Origin of the sequence: Ramlibacter algicola (genome assembly GCF_016641735.1) — a bacterium.
In the GTDB taxonomy this organism is placed as follows: Bacteria; Pseudomonadota; Gammaproteobacteria; order Burkholderiales; family Burkholderiaceae_C; genus Ramlibacter; species Ramlibacter algicola.
In genome coordinates, this window is record NZ_JAEDAO010000001.1 from 1,650,847 (window position 1) to 1,665,828 (window position 14,982).

Consider the following 14,982-nt stretch of genomic DNA (forward strand, 5'->3'; position numbering starts at 1 on the left):
CCGCGGAGGCCCCCCATGTCGATCCTCATCCGCCGATTCCTCGCGCTGGTCGCGCTGCTGGCGCTCGCCGGCTTCGCGCAGGCCCAGGACAAGGTCGTCTACCACTTCGACGACACCGACACCCAGGCGACCAAGGGCTTGCGCAACATCCGCAACCACCTGGACGTCGCGCCCGACACCAAGATCGTCGTCGTCACCCACGCGGCGGGCATCGACTTCCTGATGGAAGGCGCGCGCGACAAGAAGAACCCGAACATCGATTACGCGTCGCTGGTCAGCGCGCTCAAGGCTCGTGGCGTTCGCTTCGAGGTCTGCGAGATCACGCTGAAGACGCGCAACATCCCGAAGGACAAGTTCATCCTGGATGCGGAGTTCACGCCGTCCGGCGTGGTGCGCATCGGCCAGCTGCAGTCGCGCGAGCACTACGCGTACATCAAGCCCTGACATGCCTGCCACCGCCGCCCGCCAGGCCGCCCGCGACAACCCGGCCGTCGAGACCGACGAGGTCTTCGAGCTGGCCGCGGAGATCTTCCGCGTGATGTCGGCGCCGATGCGGCTGAAGATCATCAGCAGCCTGTGCAACGGCGAGAAGAACGTGAGCGAACTGCTGGCCGAGATCGACACGACGCAGCCCAACATGTCGCAGCACCTGAACACGCTCTTCAAGGCCGGCGTGCTGGGCCGCCGGCGCGAGGGCGTGCAGATCTACTACCGCATCGTCAACGACCGCGTCGTCACGCTCTGCCGCGCGGTCTGCACCCAGATCGCGATCGAGTCGGACGTCTCCCGTTGACCGGCATGTCCCGCCAGCGCGCCGGCGCCATCGTCCTCCTGCTGTGGCTCGCGCTGGCGCGCGCCGCGTTCGCGCAGTCGCCGCCCGCGGTCGTCCCCCAGCAGCTGTCCGCCTCCGCCTGGTTCGTCCAGGGCCAGTCGGCGCTGGGCTCGCCGGCCAACCGCAACTTCATCTCCAACGCGGGGTTCGTGGTCACGCCCGCCGGCGTGGTTGTGATCGACGCGCTCGGTTCGCCGGCGCTCGCGCGCGAGATGCTGGCGGCCATCCGCAAGATCACGCCGCAACCGGTGACGCACGTCGTGCTCACGCACTACCACGCCGACCACGTGTACGGGCTGCAGGAATACAAGGCCGCCGGCGCGCGCATCGTCGCCCACCAGCGCGGGCGCGAGTACCTCAACTCGGACACCGCGCGCCTGCGGCTCGAGGCGTCGCGCAAGGACCTCGCTCCCTGGATCGATGCGCAGACGCAGCTCGTGCAGGCGGACGAGTGGATCGACGGCCCGCGCGAGCTCGTCGTCGGCGGCGTGCGGCTGCAGGTCGTGCCGGTCGGGCCGGCCCACACGGTCGAGGACGTCGTCGTCTACCTGCCTTCGGAAAAGGTCCTGTTCGCCGGCGACCTCGTGTTCCGCAACCGGATCCCGTTCGTGGGGCAGGCCAACAGCCGCCACTGGATCGCGGCGCTCGACCAGCTGCTGCAGTTCGGCGCGCAGGTCGTCGTGCCCGGGCACGGGCCCGCGTCGCGCGACGCGAAGGCGGACATGGAACTCACCCGCGACTACCTGCAGCACCTGCGCCGCGTGATGGGGCAGGCCGCGCGCAACCTCGAGCCCTTCGAGGAGGCGTACGCCGCGGCGGACTGGAGCCGGTTCGAGCACCTGCCGCTCTTCCATGCCGCCAACCGCATGAATGCGTACAACACCTATCTCCTGATGGAACAGGAGAAGGACTGATGCGCGCGCGCCCCTAGGAAAACCCCAGAACCGCCGCGGGCGTCCCGCTTATATATTTGTGAATCCGAATATAGCGATGCAATCATCCTTGACTCCAGGCCGCGTGCGCAAGGCGCCCGAGAACTTCCTCGACGGCGAAGGCATCCAGCAAGCCGTCGCCGAAGCGCGCCAGGGCCGGCGTGATTTCCTGCGTGGCGCGTTCGCTGCCGCGGCCGGCGTGGCCGCAGCGGCGGGTGCCGCCGCCGCACCGGCGCCCGCCGACGGCGACCCGAACATCCTGCAGCTGCCGGAGCATTCAAGGGGGTTGGGGCAGCCCGTGGCCACCGACGGCTACGGCAAGCCGTCGAAGTACGAGGCGAACGTGCAGCGCCGCACCAGCCCCGGCCTGACGCAGACGCGCCAGGCGTCGGTGTCGTTCGCGCCGCTGCAGTCGCTGTTCGGCATCGTCACGCCCAGCGGGTTGCACTTCGAGCGGCACCACCAGGGCTGGTGGGACATCGACCCGTCGAAGCACCGCCTGATGGTCAACGGGCAGGTGAAGGCCGCGAAGGTCTTCACGATGGACGAGATCATGCGGCTGCCCTCGGTGTCGCGCTTCCACTTCATCGAGTGCGGCGCCAACACCGGCATGGAATGGGGCAACGTCGCGGTGCCCACCTGCCAGTACACGCACGGCATGCTCTCGTGCAGCGAGTTCACCGGCGTGCCGCTGCGCACGCTGCTGGAGATGGCGGGCGTGGACTTCCGCAAGTCGCGCTTCGTGCTGGGCGAGGGCGCCGACGGCTCGTCGATGACCCGCACCGTGCCGATGGACCTCGTCGAGAGCGGCGAGGTGCTGGTGGCGTACGGCCAGAACGGCGAGATGCTGCGTCCGGAGAACGGCTATCCGCTGCGGCTCGTCGCGCCGGGCGTGCAGGGCGTCAGCTGGGTCAAGTACCTGCGCCGCATCGAGGTGGGCGACCAGCCCTGGAACACGAAGGACGAGACCGTCCACTACGTCGACCTCATGCCCGACGGCACGCACCGCCAGTACACCAGCCTGCAGGAGTGCAAGAGCGTGGTCACCACGCCCTCGGGCGGGCAGGTGCTGCTGGACAAGGGTTTCTATTCGATCACCGGCCTGGCCTGGTCGGGCCGCGGCAAGGTCAAGGCGGTCGACGTCTCCGTCGACGGCGGCCGCTCGTGGCGCCCTGCGCGGCTGCAGGAGCCCGTGATGAGCAAGTGCCTCGCGCGCTTCTCCGCCGACTGGGTGTGGGACGGCAAGCCGGCCATCATCCAGAGCCGCGCGACCGACGAGACGGGCTACGTGCAGCCTTCGTATCGGCAACTGCGCGCGGTGCGCGGCACGCGTTCGATCTACCACAACAACGCGATCCAGTCGTGGCTGGTCGAGGAGAGCGGCGAGGTGAAGAATGTCCAGGTGGGCTGAGGCGCTGCTCGCCGTGGCGCTCGCGGCCTGCACCGCGCCGTCGTTCGCGCAACAGGCCTATGCCGGCATTGGCCGCGACGCCACGGCGGCCGAGGTGAAGGCGTGGGACATCGACGTGCGCCCCGACTTCCAAGGCCTGCCCAAGGGGTCGGGCAGCGTCGAGAAGGGCCAGCAGGTCTGGGAAGACAAGTGCGCTTCGTGCCACGGCGTCTTCGGCGAGTCCAATTCCGTCTTCAACCCGCTGGTGGGCGGCACGTCCAAGGACGACATCGCCAGCGGCCGCGTGGCCGCGCTCAAGCGCACCGACTTCCCGGGCCGCACGACCATGATGAAGGTCGCGACCGTCTCCACGCTGTGGGACTACATCAACCGCGCGATGCCGTGGAACGCGCCCAAATCGCTCGGCGTCGACGAGGTGTACGCGGTGACGGCGTATCTCCTGAACCTGTCCGACGTGGTGCCCGCGGATTTCACGCTCTCCGACGCCAACATCGCGCAGGTGCAGCAGCGCATGCCCAACCGCAACGGCATGACCACGGCGCATGCGATGTGGCCGGGCAAGGGCTTGGCCGGCGCGGCGCGGCCGGACGTGCAGGGCACGCGGTGCATGAAGGACTGCGCGGTTGATCCCAAGGTCACGTCGTTGCTGCCCGCGTTCGCGCGCAACGCGCACGGCAACCTGGCGGAGCAGAACCGCACGGTGGGCGCGCAACGCGGCGTCGACACCAGCGGCACCGCCGCGGCCGCGCCGGCCAAGCCGACGGCCGAAGCGGCGGTCGCCCCGCCCGCGGTCGCCGGCCTGCTGCAGAAGAACAACTGCACCGCCTGCCACGCGAGCAACCAGCGCGTGCTGGGCCCCGCGTGGGCCGAGGTCGCTGCGAAGTACCCCGGCAAGGCCGACTACCTCGCCGGCAAGATCAAGTCCGGCGGCGCCGGGGTGTGGGGTCCCACGCCCATGCCGCCGCAGGCGCTCGACGACGCGTCGCTGCGCCAGATCGCCGGCTGGCTGGCCGGCGCCAAGCCGTGAAGCAGGGATTGCCCCGTCCTGCGCATTCCATTCGTTCACTAACCTGCACCTCGCACCAACCGGAGACACCATGACCACCCGCCGAGACGCACTCAAGCACAGTGCCGTCGTGGCCGGCCTGCTGGCCGCCACGGGCCTGTTCCCCACCCTCGCACGCGCGTCGTGGACCAAGTCCGCCTTCGACGCCAGGAGCATCGCCGACGCGGTGAAGGCGTACGGCGCCGGCGCCGCGCCGGCCGAGAGCAAGGACGTCACGCTCACCGCGCCCGACATCGCCGAGAACGGCGCCGTCGTCCCGATGGGCGTCGCCACCACGCTGCCCAACGTGAAGCACCTGCTGCTGCTGGTGGAGAAGAACCCGAGCGCGCTGGTCGCCAAGTTCGACGTCAGCGACGCGGTGGAGGCGAACTTCCTCACGCGGGCCAAGATGGGCCAGTCGTCGGACGTGTACGCCGTCGCCATCACCGCGGACGGCAAGGCGCTGTTCGCGAAGAAGGAAGTCAAGGTCACCCTCGGCGGCTGCGGCGGCTGAAGCACACACAAGGAGCAAGACATGGCAGATCCGATGCGCATCCGCGCCCAGGCCCAGGGCGACAAGGCCCTCGTGCGGGTCCTCATGAGCCACGAGATGGAGACCGGCCAGCGCAAGGACGCTGCCGGCAAGGTCATCCCTGCCTGGCACATCACCGAAGTGGCGGCGGCCCTCAACGGCAAGCCGGTGCTGGCGGCCGAATGGGGCCCCGCGGTGGCGAAGAACCCGTTCCTGCAATTCACGCTCAAGGGCGCGAAGGCGGGCGACAAGGTGGCGATCACGTGGAAGGACAACCACGGCGACACGCGCACCGACGAAGCGACCATCAGCTGAGCGCAGCAGACCGGTCCGACCCGGCCGCGCCGACCGACACGAGGAGACAAGCACCATGACACCCACCCGAATCGCCGCCCTCGCGGCCGCCGCCGCCCTGGCCGTGGGCGCGGCCCACGCGCAGGCGCAGAAGTCCGCCACCCAGTCGATCGAGGAGTACCGCGCCATGCTGGCCGACGGCAACCCCGCCGAGCTGTTCGAGGCCAAGGGCGAGGCGCTCTGGAAGCAGAAGCGCGGCCCGAAGAACGCGTCGCTGGAGCAGTGCGACCTCGGCAAGGGGGCGGGCGTGGTCAAGGGCGCGTTCGTGGAGCTGCCGCGCTTCTTCGCCGACACGGGCAAGGTGCAGGACCTTGAGAGCCGGCTGGTCACGTGCATGGCGACGCTGCAGGGCTTCGACGCCGGCGCCATCGCCAAGACGGCTTTCGGCAAGGGCGAGCAGGCCAACGTGACCGCGCTGGCGACCTGGGTCGCGGCCGAGTCCAAGGGGCTGCCGTTCAACCTGCCGCAGTCGCACCCGCAGGAGAAGGTCGCCTACGAGGTCGGCAAGCGCATCTTCTTCCTGCGCGGGGGCACGCACGACTTCGCATGCGCCTCGTGCCACGGCGACGACGGCAAGCGCATCCGCCTGCAGGACCTGCCGAACCTCACGAAGAACCCCGGCGACGGCGTCGGCTTCGCGGCCTGGCCGGCCTACCGCGTCTCCAACGGCCAGATGTGGAGCATGCAGCTGCGCCTGAACGACTGCTTCCGGCAGCAGCGGTTCCCGTATCCCGAGTTCGGCAGCGACGCGCTCGCGGCGCTGTCCACCTATCTCGGCGTGAACGCCAAGGGCGCGAAGTCCGCGGCGCCGACCATCAAGCGCTGAGGAGCCTGCGATGAACAAGCACACGACGAAGAAGCTGGCGCTCGCAGCGGGCGCCCTGGTGGCCGCCGCGGCGGTGGTGGGTTGCGCAAGCATGGGCGGCGCGATGCCCGCGTCCGCCGAGCTGGACAAGATCGCCGGCGACATGGTGCGCGCGGGCTTTCGCGAGCAGGCCGGTGTGAAGGTCGAGCGCGCCACGGACATCGACGAGACGCTGCGCGCCTGCAATGCCGCCGACGTCGCCGGCAAGCCGCTGCCTGCGGCGCAGGCCACCGCCATCGAGCAAGCGAACCTGAAGACGATCAAGTGGCCGGCCGACGGCAAGTTCCTCGGCGACTGGAAGGAAGGCGAGAAGATCGCCCAGAGCGGCCGCGGCCTCACGTGGACCGACAACGCCAAGCAGGCCAACGGCGGCAACTGCTACAACTGCCACCAGATCACGAAGGAGGAGATCTCCTTCGGCACCATCGGGCCGAGCCTGTACCACTACGGCAAGCTGCGCGGCGTCGCCAACCCGGCCAGCCCGGAGTCGAAGGCGATCGTGGAATACACGTGGGGCAAGCTCTGGAACGCGAAGGCCTACAACGCCTGCTCGAACATGCCTCGCGTGGGCCACTCGGGCATCCTCGACGAGCAGCAGATCCGCCACGTGATGGCGCTGCTGCTCGACCCCCAATCCCCCGTGAACAAGTGACATGGAGGAGGCCGGCGCAGCCGGCCCGCCATGTCATCCCCGCGAAGGCGGGGATCCACCGGTTCCATGCTCCCGCGAAGGCGGGGATCCTCTTCCCCGCGAAGGCGGGGATCCACCATTTCCCTCCTCGACGATGCAACTGAGCAAGCGCGAATTCCTCCAGGTGCTCGGCGCCGCCGGCGTGGCGGGCATGGGCCTGGGCCGCTGGGCCGATGCGGACGCCGCCACCGCGGGCGAGTCGCTCTACGACGTGCCGCGATTCGGCAACGTGTCGCTGCTGCACATGACCGACTGCCACGCGCAGTTGCTGCCGGTCTACTTCCGCGAGCCGAGCGTCAACCTCGGCATCGGCAGCATGAGCGGCCAGCCGCCGCATCTCGTCGGCGAGGCGCTGCTGAAGGCGGCCAACGTGCCGCGCGGCAGCGCGCCGGCGTACGCGCTGACGTACCTGGACTTCGAGGCTGCCGCGCGCCGCTTCGGCAAGGTGGGCGGCTTCGCGCACCTGGCCACGCTGGTGCAGCGGCTGAAGGCGACGCGGCCCGGCGCGCTGCTGCTCGATGGCGGCGACACCTGGCAGGGGTCCGCCACCGCGCTGTGGACCAAGGGCCAGGACATGGTCGACGCAGCCAAGCTCCTCGGCGTGGACGTGATGACGGGCCACTGGGAGTTCACGCTCGGCATGGACCGCGTCAAGGAAGTCGTCGACAAGGACTTCGCGGGCAAGGTCGACTTCATCGCGCAGAACGTGAAGACCGCGGACTTCGGTGACCCCGTGTTCCCGCCTTACGTCATCCGCCAGATCAACGGCGTCCCCACCGCCATCATCGGGCAGGCGTTCCCGTACACGCCGATCGCCAACCCGCGTTACTTCGTGGCCGACTGGACCTTCGGCATCCAGGAAGACAACCTGCAGAAGATGGTCGACGAGGTGCGCGGCAAGGGCGCGCAGGCGGTCGTGCTGCTGAGCCACAACGGCATGGACGTCGACCTGAAGCTGGCCAGCCGCGTGCGCGGCATCGACGCCATCCTCGGCGGCCACACCCACGACGGCATGCCGGTGGCGAGCATCGTGCGCAACGCGGGCGGCCAGACCGTCGTGACCAACGCCGGCTCCAACGGCAAGTTCCTCGGCGTCCTCGACCTCGACGTGCGCGGCGGCAAGGTGCAGGACTTCCGCTACAAGCTGCTGCCCGTGCTGTCGGACCTGCTGCCCGCCGATGCGCCGATGCAGGCACTCATCGACCGCGTGCGCGCGCCGTATGCGGCAAAGCTCGCCGAGCAGCTCGCGGTCACCGAAGGCACGCTCTACCGTCGCGGCAACTTCAACGGCACCGGCGACCAGCTGATCCTCGACGCGCTGATGGACGTGCAGGGCGCCGAGATCGCGTTCTCGCCCGGCTTCCGCTGGGGCACGTCGCTGCTCGCCGGCCAGCCGATCACGCGCGAGTGGCTGATGGACATGACGGCGACGACGTACTCGTTCGCCACCGTCACGCAGATGACCGGCGAGAACCTCAAGACGGTGCTCGAGGACGTCTGCGACAACCTGTTCAACGCCGATCCGTACTACCAGCAGGGCGGCGACATGGTCCGCGTCGGCGGCATGCAGTACACCTGCGACCCGCGCGCGGCGATGGGCAGCCGCATCCGCGACATGCGCCTGGGCGGCAAGCCCATCGAGGCGTCGCGCGTGTACAAGGTCGCCGGCTGGGCGCCGGTCGCTGAGGAAGCGCGCACGGCGCAGGGCGCGAAGCCGGTGTGGGACGTCGTCGAGACCTGGCTCCAGGCCAGGGGCGGCAAGGTCACGGCCCGCCAACCGAACGTGCCCAAGCTCGTCGGCGTGCTGCCGAACCCGGGAGTGGCGGCGTGAAGCGGCTCGCTGCCGCGCTGCTCGCGACCGCGGTGGGCGCGGCTTTCGCGCAAGGCACGTACGAGCAGAAGGCCATCACGCCGGAAGCCGCGCTCAAGGCCGCGCAGGCCGCGCTGGCGAGTTGCAGGGGCGCCGGATTCGCAGTCGCTGTCGCCGTGGCGGACCGTGCCGGCGTGCCGATCGTCCTGCTTCGCGACCGTTTCGCGGGCCCGCACACCGCCGACACCGCGGTGAACAAGGCATGGACCGCCGCGAGCTTCCGCATGGACACGCTCGCCCTGGCGCGCGAGACCCAGGCCGGGCAGCCCTCGTCGGGCATCCGCCAACTGCCGCGTGTCGTCGCCGTCGGCGGCGGGCGCACGATCGAAGCGGCCGGTTCGCTGGTCGGCGGCATCGGTGTCTCGGGCGCTCCCGGCGGCGATGCCGACGACCAGTGCGCGCGTGCGGGGCTTCAGGCCGTCGCGGCCGATCTCGACTTCTAGCCGGAAGGACGTCAACCGCCAGCCCCGGGGCTGGCGTTCGATGGCGGCACCGGGGACGCTTAGACCTTGATCCCCGCCTCCTTGATGATGGGCAGCCAGCGCCTGGCTTCCGCTTCGATGAACGCCTTGGTCTGCGCCGGATTCTGCAGTTCCGGCTGCGCACCCAGCGACAGCAGCTTCTCGCGCACGACGGGCCGCGCCATGATGGTCTGCAGGTGCTGGTACGTGGACTGCACGAAATCCGCCGGCAAGCCCGCGGGCCCCATCAGCGCGAACCAGGTCTGCACGTCGAAACCGGGGAGGGCCGCTTCCGCGATCGTCGGCACGTCCGGCAGGCCCGTGGAGCGCTGACCGCCCGTCACGCCCAGCGCGCGGATCTTGCCGGACTGGATGTGGGGGCGCGCGGTGGGAATGCTCTCGATCATGAAATGGACCTGGCCCGCGAGCAGGTCGTTCATCGCGGGGCCGCCGCCCTTGTAGGGGATGGTCGCGTACTGGATGCCTGCCTCGCGCGCCAGCATGACGCCAGCCAGGTGCTGCGAGGTGCCGGTGGCGCCGAGCCCCCAATTGAGCTTGCCCGGGTTGGCCTTGGCGTAGGCGATGAACTCCTTCATGGTGCGCGCCGGGACGGCCGGATTCACCACCAGCACGGACGCGAAGTTCAGCAGCTTGGCGATCGGCGTGAAGTCCTTCACGGGGTCGTACTGGGCGCTTTCCATCATGCCCAGGTTCGCGACGTGGCTCAGGGCGGCCAGCATCAGCGTGTTGCCGTCCGCAGGTGCCTTCTGCAAGGCCTGCGTGGCGATCAGGCCGCCCGCGCCCGGGCGGTTCTCCACCACGCAGGGGCGCCCCCATTCCTCGCCCAGCCACTGGGCGAAGACGCGCGTCAACAGGTCGGTGGCGCCACCGGCGGCCGCCGCGACCAGGAACCGCGGCGTGGCCTGGGCCAGCGCGGTGCGGCCGAACAGCGTTGCGAGGCCACCGGCGACCAGCAGGTCGCGGCGGCGCAGGGCGGGAAGGTGAAGCATCGGGATCCCCCAATCGATTCAGGACAGCATAGCTGGTATGCCGGTTCAACAAGTCCCGTGATTTCCCTGAGCGGCGGCGGCTGGCACAATCGCGGCCCAGCACAGCAGGCGGTCCCAGCATGTCCCAAGAACCCAGAGCGCCGTCCCGCGCCCGCAGCGCGATCGCCGAGATCTCGGCGCGCAACCTGCTCGACTCGCGCCGCCTGTTCTACTTCTTCCACGTCGCGCGGCTCGGCAGCCTCAGCACGGCCGAGGCCGTGCTGGGCGTCGTGCAATCGGCGATCAGCCGCCAGCTGCAGCAGCTCGAGGCGGACGTGGGCGAGCAGCTGCTGCTGCGGACCGGACGCGGCGTCACGCTGACGCCCGCGGGCGAGCTGCTGTTCGCGCAGGCCGAGGCCATCCTGCTGGAGATGTCGGCGACGGTGGAGAAGCTCGACCAGCTCAAGCGCCGGCCGGCATCCGGCACCATCACCATCGCGTCGCCGCCCGCGTTCTCCAACGTCTACATGCCCGAGGTGGTGCAGCGCTTCGTGACGACATTCCCCGACGTGCACCTGGTCGCGTACGAGGCGTCCACGGGGCAGGTGTACGACTTCCTCGCCTCGGGGCAGGTCGACCTGGCGATCGTGCTGCACGAGTCCAGCTCGCACAAGCTGGCGATGCAGAAGCTGGTCGTCGAGCCGCTGATGGTGGTGGTCGGTGCATCGCACCCCGTCGCCCGCAGCAGGAGCGTCGTGCGCGAGAAGCTGACCGAGCTGGAACTGATCCTGCCCGTGGCCAGCCACGGCTCGCGCGCGCTCGTCGAAACGTATTGCGAGGAAGGCGGCATCCACCTCGACCCGAGGCTGCGGCTGGACAGCCTCGGGATGACCAAGGCCGTGCTGCGCAATGGCCGCTTCGCCACCATCCTGCCGCTGGTGGCCTGCGCCGACGAGGTGGCGTCGGGCGAGCTCGTGGCGATCCCGCTGGCGCCGGCGCTCAAGCGCACCGTCTACCTGGCCAGCCTGCGCGACCGGCCCCAGACCCCGCACATGAAGGCCATGTCGCGCGAGATCGCCAACGTCGTGCGCTCGAAGATCCGCGGGGATCGCTGATCCCCGCGTGCCCTCACGCGGGCAGGCGCTTGTCCGCCGGCACGTCGATGCGGAACAGCCGCGCCGCGTTCAGCCCGACGATCTTGGCCTTCTCCTCGCGCGTCAGGCCGTTGGTGAGCCGCGACGTGACCTGCTCCGAGTAGGGCCAGGTGCCCTCGATGTGGGGATAGTCGTTGCCCCACAGGATGCTGTCGATGCCGCTCCAGGCGCGCGTCTCGATGCCGATCGGGTCATCCTGGAAGCTGGCGTGGCCGTGGCGCTTGAAGTACTCGCTCGGCTTGTTCTTCAGCTTGGGCGAGACCCAGAACGCGTGCTTCTCGAAGCCATGGTCCATCGCCCACAGCGCGTACGGCACCCAGCCCACGCCAGCCTCGATGGTGGCGAAGTTCAGGCCGGGAAAGCGGTCGAACACGCCGGAAGCGCACAGCTGCACCGTGGGCTCGAGCACCGTGTTCATCGCGTGGACCACGTAGTTGATGATCGCGCCGCCGTCACCGCTGGCCGTGCGCGGGTCCTTGCCCGTGCCGGCGTGGAAGCACACCGGCATGCCCGTCTCCTGCAACGCGGCCCACACCGGGTCGTAGTCGGGCAGGTTGTAGCCCTTGCCGGCGACCAGGGGCGGCATGGTGACCGAGTGGAAGCCCAGCTTGGCCACGCGCTCGATCTCGGCGACGCACGCAGGGATGTCCGCGGGCGCCACGCACGCGGTCGGGAAGCTGCGCGTGGAGCCGCCGAACACCTCGTGCACCCAGTCGTTGTACACGCGGCACATGGCCACGTGCAGCGCGGAGTCGGGTGACGACCAGTTGGTGAGCCCCTTGTTGGGGAACAGGATCTCGGCGTCGATGCCGTCGTAGTCCATGTCCTCGTAGCGGTCCGCCGAGGGGTTGCCGCGCTGCTGGAACATGGCGCCCTTGGTGCGGTCCAGCTCCAGCCGCTTGCCGGCGGCCTCGCTGCGCTCGCGGAACTCGTCGACGCTCACCTGCTCGTCGCGCGGGGCCTCGCGGATCATGGACTTGCGGAAGCCCTCCACCACGAACCACTTGCGGCCCTTCTCGTCCACCTGCACGCGCGGGACGCGGTCGCGGAACTGCGCGTCGATGCGCTTGAGCCACAGGTCGTGCGGCTCATTGACGTGGCTGTCGGCGGACACGACGAAGTAGTCCTGCAGCGACTGCTTCTTGGCGGCAGGCGCCTGCAGGCGCGCGGCGGATTCGGGGGTGCTCAGGTCCATGGTGGCCTCAGGTCGGGAAGTTGCGGGTTTGCATATCTCGTTATGAGATAACAGACATGCTAACATGAGAATTCAACGCGGCCTCCGGGCCGGTCCCTGCGCGACACAACCCATGACCCACGCTCCTTCGCTCCCCACGACCGCCGCGCCCGGCGGCCACCACCACGTCGGCGGCCAGTGGCGCGCCGGCGCGTCGTCCATTGAAGTCACCTGTCCCGCGGACGGCGCCGTGCTCGCGCGGCTGGCGGCCGGCGACGCGGCCGACATCGACGCGGCGGTGCGCGCCGCGCGCGAGGCGCTGGCCGGGCCCTGGGGTCGCCTGTCGGCGACCGCGCGCGGCCGGCTGCTGTGCAAGCTCGCCGATGCCGTGCTGCGCGACGTCGAGCGGCTGGCCTGGATCGAGGCCCTGGACACAGGCAAGCCGATCACGCTGGCGCGCAACGACGTCAAGGTGCTGGCCCGCTACCTGGAGTACTACGGGACGGCGGCGGACAAGGTGCTCGGCCAGGTCATCCCCTTCGAGCCGGGCTACTCGGTCAAGGTGGTGCGCGAGCCGCACGGGGTGACCGGCCACATCATTCCGTGGAACTACCCGGTGCAGATGTTCGGTCGCTCCGTGGCGCCCGCGCTTGCGATGGGCAACGCCTGCGTCGTCAAGCCCGCCGAGGACGCCTCGCTCACCAGCCTGGAGATCGCCGCGCTGGCCCTCGAGGCGGGCTTTCCGGCCGGCGTGCTGAACGTGGTCACCGGGTACGGCGACGCCGCCGGCGCCGCGCTGGCCGCGCACCCTGACATCAACTACATCTCCTTCACCGGCTCGCCGCGCGTGGGGGCGCTGGTGCAGCAGGCCGCCGCGGTGAACAGCGTGCGCGTGTGCCTGGAGCTGGGCGGCAAGTCGCCGCAGGTCGTCTTCGCCGATGCGGACCTCGACCGCTGCGCCGCCACGGTGGTCAAGGCCATCACGCAGAACGCCGGCCAGACCTGTTCGGCGGGCAGCCGGGTGCTGGTGCAGCGTGCGGTGTTCGACGAGTTCATGCAGAAAGTGGCGGCCGGCTTCGAGCAGTTGCGCGTCGGCGATCCCTGGGACGACCCGGACCTGGGGCCGGTGATCAACCGCGTGCAGCGGCAGCGCGTGCAGCGCTACGTCGACCAGGCGATCGCCGAGGGCGTTCCCGTGCTGGGGCGCGCGCGCGTCGCCGACTCCCTGCTGGCCCGCGGCCACTTCGTCGCGCCGATCGTCTTCGGCCCCGTGCCGCGCGACAACGCGATCGCGTGCGAGGAGGTGTTCGGCCCCGTGCTGGCGGCGCTGGCGTTCGACGACGAGGAGGACGCGGTGGCGCTCGCCAACGGCACCGACTACGGACTGGTCGCCGCGGTGTGGACGCGGGACGGCGACCGGGCCGCGCGCCTGGTGCAGCGGCTGGCGGCGGGGCAGTGCTTCATCAACTGCTACGGCGCGGGCGGCGGGGTCGAGCTGCCCTTCGGCGGCGTCAAACGCAGCGGCCACGGCCGCGAGAAGGGCCTGCTGGCGCTCGAGGACATGAGCACGACCAAGACCATCGTGCACTTCCACGGCTGAAGGGGACGGCGATGGACACCCGCGAACTGCGCAACGTCTTCGGCAGCTTCGTCACCGGCGTGACGGTCGTCACCACGGTCGATGCGCAGGGGGCCTACCAGGGCGTGACGGCCAACTCCTTCAGCTCGGTGTCGCTGGATCCGCCGCTGGTGCTGTGGAGCCAGGCCACGGGGGCGCGCAGCCACCCGGCGTTCCGCGATTCGGACCGCTTCATCGTCAACATCCTGTCGGAACACCAGCGCGAGCTGTCGCAGCGGTTCGCCACGTCGGGCCCGGACAAGTTCGCCGGCATCGCGACGCACGCGCGCCAGGCGGGGCTGCCGGCGCTGCCGGAGTGCTGCGCGTACGTGGAGTGCCGCAAGGTCGCGATGTACCCCGGCGGCGACCACGTGGTGTACCTCGGGGAAGTGGTCGCGGTGGAACGCAACGACCGCCGGCCGCTCGCGTTCGCCAAGGGCCGCTACATGGTGGCCTTCGAGCACGAGCTGAATTTCACGTTGCCCGAGGGCAGCGCGGACCACCTCGCGCACAACGAGGCCGTGCGGCTGGCGTGCGCCGCGCTGCCGGAACTCGCGAACCGCCTCGATGCCACGATGGGCGTCGGCGTGTGGGGCAATCGCGGGCCGACGCTGGTGCGCTGGGAGCCCGGCCCGGACCGCCAGATGCCGGAGCTGCGCACGGGCGCGGTCGTCTCGCCGCTCACGTCGGCCACCGGGCTGCTGTTCGGCGCGCACCTTCCGCAGGACATGTGCGAGCCCGTGCTGCTGGAGGCGCTCGCAGCGCTGCAGTCGCAGGGCGGCGACGTGCGCGCTGCCCGCGAGTTGTACCGGCAGCGCGTGGGCGAGGTCCGTGCGGCGGGCGTCGCGCAATCCGCGCCCGCATCGCTGCCCGACATGGTCGGCCTGAGCGCGCCGGTGTTCGACCGTGCCGGCCGCATGGTCCTCGCGCTGTGCTGCGTGGCCGGCCAGAGCGGCCGCGCCGCCTCGCTCACCCCCGACCTGCTGCAGGCCGCCGCCAGCCTGTCGGCGCGGCTCGGCCACCGCACCGCGCCCACGGCCCTGGCCGCCTGAGT

General features: G+C 70.2%; 16 protein-coding genes. 14 read left to right on the forward strand and 2 right to left on the reverse strand.

The window, feature by feature from the left end; translation table 11 throughout:
• Positions 1 to 15 precede the first annotated feature (15 nt).
• From I8E28_RS08045 to I8E28_RS08095, 11 genes are all read left to right on the forward strand, one after another.
• Complete coding sequence (locus tag I8E28_RS08045; protein ID WP_200787469.1) at positions 16 to 444, forward strand: DsrE family protein; 429 nt, start codon at positions 16 to 18, stop codon at positions 442 to 444.
• 1 nt (position 445) lies between these two features.
• The gene (locus tag I8E28_RS08050) at positions 446 to 793 is read left to right on the forward strand and encodes an ArsR/SmtB family transcription factor (RefSeq protein ID WP_200787470.1); all 348 of its coding nucleotides are present in this window, start codon (positions 446 to 448) and stop codon (positions 791 to 793) included.
• 5 nt (positions 794 to 798) lie between these two features.
• Positions 799 to 1,746 (forward strand): MBL fold metallo-hydrolase, encoded by a 948-nt coding sequence (locus I8E28_RS08055; RefSeq protein ID WP_200787471.1) that lies wholly within the window; start codon positions 799 to 801, stop codon positions 1,744 to 1,746.
• A gap of 76 nt (positions 1,747 to 1,822) precedes the next feature.
• Positions 1,823 to 3,175, forward strand: coding sequence for a sulfite dehydrogenase (gene soxC, locus I8E28_RS08060; RefSeq protein WP_200787472.1), 1,353 nt, complete (start codon positions 1,823 to 1,825; stop codon positions 3,173 to 3,175).
• Positions 3,159 to 4,202, forward strand: coding sequence for a c-type cytochrome (locus I8E28_RS08065; RefSeq protein ID WP_200787473.1), 1,044 nt, complete (start codon positions 3,159 to 3,161; stop codon positions 4,200 to 4,202). Before soxC ends, I8E28_RS08065 begins: the two co-directional genes overlap by 17 nt.
• Before the next feature lie 70 nt (positions 4,203 to 4,272).
• On the forward strand, positions 4,273 to 4,734 hold the full coding sequence (gene soxY / locus I8E28_RS08070; protein ID WP_200787474.1) for a thiosulfate oxidation carrier protein SoxY: 462 nt from the start codon (positions 4,273 to 4,275) through the stop codon (positions 4,732 to 4,734).
• A 21-nt stretch (positions 4,735 to 4,755) separates the two neighbouring features.
• The gene (soxZ, locus tag I8E28_RS08075) at positions 4,756 to 5,067 is read left to right on the forward strand and encodes a thiosulfate oxidation carrier complex protein SoxZ (RefSeq protein WP_200787475.1); all 312 of its coding nucleotides are present in this window, start codon (positions 4,756 to 4,758) and stop codon (positions 5,065 to 5,067) included.
• Positions 5,068 to 5,122: 55 nt separating this feature from the next.
• Entirely contained in the window at positions 5,123 to 5,932 is an 810-nt protein-coding gene (soxA, locus tag I8E28_RS08080) for a sulfur oxidation c-type cytochrome SoxA (protein WP_200787476.1), read from the forward strand.
• A 10-nt stretch (positions 5,933 to 5,942) separates the two neighbouring features.
• Positions 5,943 to 6,623, forward strand: a complete 681-nt coding sequence (gene soxX, locus I8E28_RS08085) for a sulfur oxidation c-type cytochrome SoxX (RefSeq protein ID WP_200787477.1) — start codon at positions 5,943 to 5,945, stop codon at positions 6,621 to 6,623.
• Positions 6,624 to 6,756: 133 nt separating this feature from the next.
• Positions 6,757 to 8,493 (forward strand): thiosulfohydrolase SoxB, encoded by a 1,737-nt coding sequence (gene soxB, locus I8E28_RS08090; RefSeq protein ID WP_200787478.1) that lies wholly within the window; start codon positions 6,757 to 6,759, stop codon positions 8,491 to 8,493.
• On the forward strand, positions 8,490 to 8,975 hold the full coding sequence (locus I8E28_RS08095) for a heme-binding protein (protein ID WP_200787479.1): 486 nt from the start codon (positions 8,490 to 8,492) through the stop codon (positions 8,973 to 8,975). Before soxB ends, I8E28_RS08095 begins: the two co-directional genes overlap by 4 nt.
• 59 nt (positions 8,976 to 9,034) lie before the next feature.
• Here the strand turns inward: I8E28_RS08095 and I8E28_RS08100 are convergent, their stop codons facing one another.
• Entirely contained in the window at positions 9,035 to 10,003 is a 969-nt protein-coding gene (locus I8E28_RS08100) for a Bug family tripartite tricarboxylate transporter substrate binding protein (protein WP_200787480.1), read from the reverse strand.
• A gap of 119 nt (positions 10,004 to 10,122) precedes the next feature.
• Between I8E28_RS08100 and I8E28_RS08105 the strand changes: the two genes are divergently transcribed.
• Positions 10,123 to 11,097, forward strand: a complete 975-nt coding sequence (locus I8E28_RS08105) for a LysR family transcriptional regulator (protein ID WP_200787481.1) — start codon at positions 10,123 to 10,125, stop codon at positions 11,095 to 11,097.
• 13 nt (positions 11,098 to 11,110) lie between these two features.
• On the opposite strand, the gene I8E28_RS08110 is transcribed toward I8E28_RS08105, so the two are convergent.
• Complete coding sequence (locus tag I8E28_RS08110) at positions 11,111 to 12,331, reverse strand: amidohydrolase family protein (RefSeq protein WP_200787483.1); 1,221 nt, start codon at positions 12,329 to 12,331, stop codon at positions 11,111 to 11,113.
• A gap of 112 nt (positions 12,332 to 12,443) precedes the next feature.
• On the opposite strand from I8E28_RS08110, the gene I8E28_RS08115 reads away from it, so the two are divergent.
• Both I8E28_RS08115 and I8E28_RS08120 read left to right on the forward strand, forming a co-directional pair.
• Complete coding sequence (locus tag I8E28_RS08115) at positions 12,444 to 13,910, forward strand: aldehyde dehydrogenase family protein (protein ID WP_200787484.1); 1,467 nt, start codon at positions 12,444 to 12,446, stop codon at positions 13,908 to 13,910.
• Positions 13,911 to 13,921: 11 nt separating this feature from the next.
• The gene (locus tag I8E28_RS08120) at positions 13,922 to 14,980 is read left to right on the forward strand and encodes a flavin reductase (RefSeq protein WP_200787485.1); all 1,059 of its coding nucleotides are present in this window, start codon (positions 13,922 to 13,924) and stop codon (positions 14,978 to 14,980) included.
• Positions 14,981 to 14,982 lie beyond the last annotated feature (2 nt).

Coding starts and splice junctions, on each gene's coding strand:
- I8E28_RS08045 (WP_200787469.1), top strand. CDS start 16: ATGTCGATCCTCATCCGCCGATTCCTCGCGCTGGTCGCGCTGCTGGCG.
- I8E28_RS08050 (WP_200787470.1), top strand. CDS start 446: ATGCCTGCCACCGCCGCCCGCCAGGCCGCCCGCGACAACCCGGCCGTC.
- I8E28_RS08055 (WP_200787471.1), top strand. CDS start 799: ATGTCCCGCCAGCGCGCCGGCGCCATCGTCCTCCTGCTGTGGCTCGCG.
- soxC (WP_200787472.1), top strand. CDS start 1,823: ATGCAATCATCCTTGACTCCAGGCCGCGTGCGCAAGGCGCCCGAGAAC.
- I8E28_RS08065 (WP_200787473.1), top strand. CDS start 3,159: ATGTCCAGGTGGGCTGAGGCGCTGCTCGCCGTGGCGCTCGCGGCCTGC.
- soxY (WP_200787474.1), top strand. CDS start 4,273: ATGACCACCCGCCGAGACGCACTCAAGCACAGTGCCGTCGTGGCCGGC.
- soxZ (WP_200787475.1), top strand. CDS start 4,756: ATGGCAGATCCGATGCGCATCCGCGCCCAGGCCCAGGGCGACAAGGCC.
- soxA (WP_200787476.1), top strand. CDS start 5,123: ATGACACCCACCCGAATCGCCGCCCTCGCGGCCGCCGCCGCCCTGGCC.
- soxX (WP_200787477.1), top strand. CDS start 5,943: ATGAACAAGCACACGACGAAGAAGCTGGCGCTCGCAGCGGGCGCCCTG.
- soxB (WP_200787478.1), top strand. CDS start 6,757: ATGCAACTGAGCAAGCGCGAATTCCTCCAGGTGCTCGGCGCCGCCGGC.
- I8E28_RS08100 (WP_200787480.1), bottom strand. CDS start 10,003: ATGCTTCACCTTCCCGCCCTGCGCCGCCGCGACCTGCTGGTCGCCGGT.
- I8E28_RS08105 (WP_200787481.1), top strand. CDS start 10,123: ATGTCCCAAGAACCCAGAGCGCCGTCCCGCGCCCGCAGCGCGATCGCC.
- I8E28_RS08110 (WP_200787483.1), bottom strand. CDS start 12,331: ATGGACCTGAGCACCCCCGAATCCGCCGCGCGCCTGCAGGCGCCTGCC.
- I8E28_RS08115 (WP_200787484.1), top strand. CDS start 12,444: ATGACCCACGCTCCTTCGCTCCCCACGACCGCCGCGCCCGGCGGCCAC.
- I8E28_RS08120 (WP_200787485.1), top strand. CDS start 13,922: ATGGACACCCGCGAACTGCGCAACGTCTTCGGCAGCTTCGTCACCGGC.